Source organism: Pseudonocardia sp., assembly GCF_035305885.1.
Lineage (GTDB): Bacteria > Actinomycetota > Actinomycetes > Mycobacteriales > Pseudonocardiaceae > Pseudonocardia.
Genome location: NZ_DATGOP010000055.1, coordinates 1 through 5,813 on the forward strand (window position 1 = coordinate 1; position 5,813 = coordinate 5,813).

A 5,813-nucleotide genomic window follows, 5' to 3' on the forward strand; every position below is an offset into this window, starting at 1 on the left:
GCGGGGGCCGAGCTGCCCGACTGGCTGCGCGCGGCCCTGCCGACGCTGCCGGAGCTGATGGACGACTCCGACGCGCTGGCCTCGCGGGTCGACCGGGCCTGCCTGGACCGCACCGAGGCCGCCCTGCTGCGGGAGAGCGTCGGGCACGAGTTCGACGCGGTGGTGCTGCGCGCGGACGGTGACGGCGACGGCGGCGAGGTCTACGTTCCCGACCCGCCGGTGCTCGCCCGCTGCACGGGCGCGCTCACCGCGGGCGCCGTGGTGCGGGTCCGCCTCGAGGCGGCCGATCCGGAGACCGGCCGGATCGAGTTCGCCGTCTCCTGACCGGGCGCGCCGTCGGGCTACGCTCTGTCCCGGCGGGCGGTCCGCCGACGACACGGGGAGGTGGGCCGGTGCCCGGTCGCGCGTTCCGGTACGGCATCGAGCACGAGATCGCGCTGGTGCACGTCGACGACGGGTTCGCCGACTACACGAACACGTCGTTCGACCAGCTGCAGGCGGTGGTCGACGCGCTGCCGGAGGACCCGTCCGACCTCGCGCACCTGCGGGTCGGCGACCAGGGGATCAAGCGCAAGCGCTGGTACGTCGAGGGCTACGAGCGGTTCGACGAGCAGGGCGCGCTGGTCCGGTGCGACCCGAAGGGCCTCGAGGTCCGCACCCGCATCCACGACTCGATCGAGGCCGCGGTCGACGCGCTGCGCACCGACCTGCGCCTGCTGGACGCCGAGCTGGACGGGACGGGGCTGCGCAGGACGGCGGTCTCGTTCAACCCGGTCCGCTCGGAGTACCGGATCGAGCCGCCGCTGAACGCGTGGGAGCGGGCGCACCGGCAGGACTCGCCGGAGGAGCGCACGGCGCACCTGCACATGTCGACCTACGGGCCCGACCTGAACCTGTCGTGCGACCTGCTCGACGAGGCCGCCGTCGTCGACGTGGGCCGCAAACTCACCTACTACAGCCCGTGGCTGGTGCCGTTGTCGTTCTCCTCGCCGTTCCGCGACGGCGGGCCGTGGGGTGGGCTGTCGGCGCGCACGGCGGTGCGCACCGGGGTCCGACCCGCCGTGCTCGTCTTCCTCTCGGGCGAGGACGGGCAGCTCGACGCCGACCCGTCGCTCACCCAGGTGGCGCGCCTGCCCGCCGAGGTGGGGCGCATCGAGTTCAAGGCGTTCGACTCCTGCCCCGACCCCGAGCTCTACGGCGAGCTGCTGTCGCTGCTGACCGGGCTCGTGCTCGACGAGACGCTGCCCGGCAGGCGCACCACCCCCGACGCGGGCCTGCACAAGCACGTGGCCGGGGTGGGGCTCGCCGACGACGAGGTGCACGCGGGCACCGGTGAGCTCATCGACGCCGCCGAGCGGGCGCTCGCCGACCGCCCCGCCGACCTGGCCCGGCTGGGGCGGCTGCGCGAGCGCTGGCGGCGCCGCGAGTCGCCCGCCGGCGCGATGCTCGCCGCCTACCGGTCCGGGGAGCCGGTGGCCGGCCTGCACCCCTGAGCCCCGCCCCCGCTCGCCTTCTTCCGACGAACGCGCCGTCCGTCGGAAAGGGGGCGGCGCGGGTCAGGTGTAGGAGTGCTCGGGCTCGGGGTAGCGGCCCTCGGCCACGTCGGCGCCGAACCGGCGGGCCGCGTCCAGCAGCACCGCGCCGACGTCGGCGTACTGCTTGACGAACCGCGGCTTGCGCCCCCGGTTCATGCCGGCCATGTCGGACCACACGAGCACCTGGGCGTCGCAGTCCGGGCCCGCGCCGATGCCGATGGTGGGGATCGCCAGCTCGGCGGTGACCCGCTTGGCCACGTCGGCGGGCACCATCTCCAGCACCACCGCGAACGCGCCCGCCGCCTGCAGCGCGAGCGCGTCCTCGACGAGCCGGTCGGCGGCCGCGCCGCGCCCCTGCACCCGGAACCCGCCGAGCGCGTGCTCGCTCTGCGGGGTGAACCCCAGGTGCGCCATGACCGGGATGCCGGAGCCCACGAGCGCGTCGACCTGGGGGACGAACCGGGAACCGCCCTCCAGCTTCACCGCGTGCGCGCCGCCTTCCTTCATGAAGCGGAACGCGGTGGTGAGGGCCTGCTCGGGGCCGGTCTGGTAGCTGCCGAACGGCAGGTCGGCCACGACGAGCGCGTTCTTCGCCCCCCGCGACACCGCCTTGACCAGCGGCAGCAGCTCCTCGACCGTCACCGGGAGCGTGTTGTCGTACCCGTAGACGTTGTTGGCGGCCGAGTCGCCGACGAGCAGCACCGGGATGCCGGCCTCGTCGAAGATCTCGGCGGTGTAGGCGTCGTAGGCGGTGAGCATCGCCCAGCGCTCCCCGCGCTGCTTGAGGGCGTGCAGGTGCGGGATGCGCACCCGCTTGGGCCGTTCGGTGGTGCGGTAAGGGGCCTGTTCAGACATCGCTGTCCGTCCTCCCTCGAGGCCCGTCCGGGTCCCCGGGTCGTCAGGTGATGACGCGAAAAGCGTGACACCGGATCCGGGCGGCGGGCCCGCCGCTGGGACGAGGTTCACACGGTGGTGAACGGCGGGCGCGCCGCTGCGCGGGGCCGGGGCAACCCGCGCTGGCATGCTGGGCGGCGTGCTCGACCCATTGCGCTCCGCTGTCGTGGCCGCCTGCTCCGCCGCGCTCGTGCTGTCGGCCTGCGGCCAACCCGCGGCGCCGCCCGAGGCGGCCCCGGCCGCGCCCGCGGCGGAGCCGCCCGCCGACCTCGCGCGCTTCTACGAGCAGGAGCTGAGCTGGGGCGGTTGCGCCGAGTTCGCCACCAGCGCCAGCGACCGCATCACCTTCGACGACGAGTCGCTGCAGTGCGCCCGCCTGGAGGTCCCGCTCGACTACTCCCAGCCCGACGGCCGCACGGCGCAGATCGCCGTGCTGCGCCATCGGGCCACCGGCGATCGCATCGGCTCGCTGCTGGTGAACCCGGGCGGGCCGGGCGCGTCCGGGGTACGCCTCGGCGCGTCGATGGCGGGCCGGCTGGAGCGCACCACGATCGGCGAGCGCTTCGACATCGTCGGGTTCGACCCGCGCGGGGTCGGGGCGAGCACCCCGACCATCGACTGCCTCACCGACGCGGAGTGGGAGATCGAGCGCGCCGACCTCGACGTCGACCCGTCGCCCGCGGGCATCGAGGAGACCGAGGCGGAGAACCGGCTGTACGCGCAGCGGTGCACCGAGCGCTCCGGCGGCGCCGACGTGCTGGCCAACGTCGGCACCCGCGACGTCGTGCGCGACCTGGACATCCTGCGCGAGGTCCTCGGCGACGAGAAGCTGACCTACCTCGGCTACTCCTACGGCACCCGCATCGGCTCGGCGTACGCGGAGGCGTTCCCGCAGAACGTCCGGGCCCTCGTGCTCGACGGCGCGCTGGACCCGGAGCAGACCACGGTGGAGCGCACCGTCGACCAGAGCGCGGGCTTCCAGCAGGCGTTCGACGCCTTCGCCGCCGACTGCGCGAAGGAGCCCACCTGCCCGCTGGGCACCGACCCGGCCCGGGCCACCGAGGTCTTCCAGGCCCTCACCCGCCCGCTGATCGACCGGCCGGCGCCGGCCGAGGGCGGATCCCGCACGCTGTCCTACCCGGATGCGGTGACGGGCACGATCCAGGCGCTGTACGTGTCGGCGCTGTGGCCGCGCCTGGCGCGGGGCCTGTCCGCGCTCGCCTCCGGCGACGGCACGATCCTGCTTCGCCTCGCGGACATGTACAACGACCGCGACCCGGACGGCCACTACGGCAACGGCATCGAGGCGTTCATCGTCATCAGCTGCGTCGACGAGGAGCGCATCACCGACCGGGCCGAGCAGGCCGAGCTGATCCGCCGCGCCAACGAGGTCGCGCCGTTCCGCGACGACGGCCGCGGCGTCGTCCCCGCGCTCGACCCGTGCGCGTTCTGGCCGGCCCCGCCGACGAGCGAGCCGCACGTGCCGCAGGTGGAGGGCCTCCCGCCGACGCTCACGATCTCGGTCACCGGGGACCCGGCCACCCCGTACCAGGCCGGGGTGGACCTGGCCGAGGCGTTGTCGGGGCGCCTGCTCACGGTCGAGGGCGCCCAGCACACGGTGGCGCTGCAGGGCAACCGCTGCGTCGACGACATCGTCAGCGCCTACCTCGTGGACCTGCGGCTGCCGCCGGAGGGCGCGCGCTGCAGCCTCGTCCCCTCGGACGGGGGGTGACGTGCGTAACACTCTCGCGTCCCGCGCCGACACGTGAACGGGACCGGATTCCAGAGGGGCGCACCGCGAGGTGCGGGCCGGACCAGGACGGCGCTCGCCCGGGCACGGGCGGGCGCTGTCGCGCGTTCGAGGGACCGTGGTGCATGTCGCACGGGCTGAGCAGCCAGGAAACATGTTTGTAACGCGCCGTTCCTAGGCTCGGCGCCCATGGACCGACAGCAGGAGTTCGTGCTCCGCACGCTCGAGGAACGCGACATCCGCTTCGTGCGGCTCTGGTTCACCGACGTGCTGGGCTTCCTCAAGTCGGTCGCGGTGGCGCCCGCGGAGCTGGAGGGCGCGTTCGCCGAGGGCATCGGGTTCGACGGGTCGGCGATCGAGGGCTTCGCCCGGGTCTACGAGTCCGACATGGTCGCGCGCCCCGACCCCTCCACGTTCCAGGTGCTGCCCTGGGAGACCTCGCCCGGCGAGCACTACTCGGCGCGCATGTTCTGCGACATCGCCATGCCCGACGGGTCGCCGTCGTGGGCCGACCCGCGGCACGTGCTGCGCAGGGCGCTGTCCCGGGCGGGCGAGGCCGGCTTCACCTGCTACGTGCACCCGGAGATCGAGTTCTACCTGCTGCGCGACCTGCCGGCCGACGGCTCGCGGCCCGAGCCCGCCGATTCCGGCGGCTACTTCGACCAGTCCAGCCACGACGTCGCCCCGCACTTCCGGCGCAACGCGATCGAGACGCTCGAGTCGATGGGCATCTCCGTCGAGTTCAGCCACCACGAGGGCGGCCCCGGCCAGCAGGAGATCGACCTGCGCTACGCCGACGCCCTGACCATGGCGGACAACATCATGACCTTCCGCTACGTGGTCAAGGAGGTCGCGCTCATGCAGGGCGTGCGGGCCTCCTTCATGCCGAAGCCGTTCTCCGAGCACCCCGGCTCGGCGATGCACACGCACTTCTCGCTGTTCGAGGGCGACCGCAACGCGTTCTACGACGCCGACGATCCCTACGAGCTGTCCGAGACCGGCAAGGCGTTCGTCGCAGGCGTGTTGCGGCACGCCCGCGAGATCAGCGCCGTCACCAACCAGTGGGTCAACTCCTACAAGCGCCTGATCACCGGTGGTGAGGCGCCCACGGCCGTCTCGTGGGGGCACGCGAACCGGTCGGCGCTGGTGCGGGTGCCGATGTACTCGCCGGGCAAGGCGTCCACCCGCCGGGTGGAGATCCGCACGCTCGACAGCGCGTGCAACCCGTACCTGGCGTTCGCCGTGATCCTCGGCGCCGGGCTCACCGGGGTGCAGAAGGGCTACGAGCTGCAGCCGCCGACCGAGGACGACGTCTGGTCGCTCACCGAGACCGAGCGCCGCGCCCTCGGCTACGAGCCGCTGCCGCAGAACCTCAACGAGGCGCTCGCGGAGATGGAGCGCTCGGAGCTGGTGGCCGAGATCCTCGGCGAGCACGTCTTCGACTTCTTCCTGCGCAACAAGCGCCGCGAGTGGGACGGCTACCGCCGCCAGGTCACGCCCTACGAGCTCGAGACGTACCTTCCCGTGCTGTAGAACCCGATTGCCCGCCCGCGCCGGGCGCGGCAAGGTCGGGGCATGGAGATCGTCTTGCACGACGATCCGGGCGCGTTCGCCGCGGTCGCGGGCCCGGTGCT

At 73.5% G+C, this 5,813-nt stretch carries 4 protein-coding genes and 1 pseudogene; 4 read left to right on the plus strand and 1 reads right to left on the minus strand.

What is annotated here, in order from left to right; all coding sequences use genetic code 11:
- A pseudogene (locus VKZ81_RS10870) lies at window positions 1-324 on the plus strand (RNB domain-containing ribonuclease); the annotation flags it as partial.
- A gap of 68 nt (window positions 325-392) precedes the next feature.
- Window positions 393-1,493: a glutamate-cysteine ligase family protein gene (locus tag VKZ81_RS10875; RefSeq protein WP_324241358.1), complete on the plus strand. Its 1,101-nt coding sequence runs from the start codon at window positions 393-395 to the stop codon at window positions 1,491-1,493.
- A gap of 63 nt (window positions 1,494-1,556) precedes the next feature.
- Here VKZ81_RS10875 and panB read toward each other — a convergent pair whose 3' ends face one another.
- Entirely contained in the window at window positions 1,557-2,390 is an 834-nt protein-coding gene (gene panB / locus VKZ81_RS10880) for a 3-methyl-2-oxobutanoate hydroxymethyltransferase (RefSeq protein ID WP_324241359.1), read from the minus strand.
- Between the two features lie 178 nt (window positions 2,391-2,568).
- On the opposite strand from panB, the gene VKZ81_RS10885 reads away from it, so the two are divergent.
- On the plus strand, window positions 2,569-4,161 hold the full coding sequence (locus VKZ81_RS10885) for an alpha/beta hydrolase (protein ID WP_324241360.1): 1,593 nt from the start codon (window positions 2,569-2,571) through the stop codon (window positions 4,159-4,161).
- 207 nt (window positions 4,162-4,368) lie between these two features.
- A complete protein-coding gene (glnA, locus tag VKZ81_RS10890; protein ID WP_324241361.1) occupies window positions 4,369-5,712 on the plus strand; it encodes a type I glutamate--ammonia ligase in 1,344 nt (447 codons plus the stop codon).
- Window positions 5,713-5,813: the final 101 nt, after the last annotated feature.

Coding starts and splice junctions, on each gene's coding strand:
- panB (WP_324241359.1), bottom strand. CDS start 2,390: ATGTCTGAACAGGCCCCTTACCGCACCACCGAACGGCCCAAGCGGGTG.
- glnA (WP_324241361.1), top strand. CDS start 4,369: ATGGACCGACAGCAGGAGTTCGTGCTCCGCACGCTCGAGGAACGCGAC.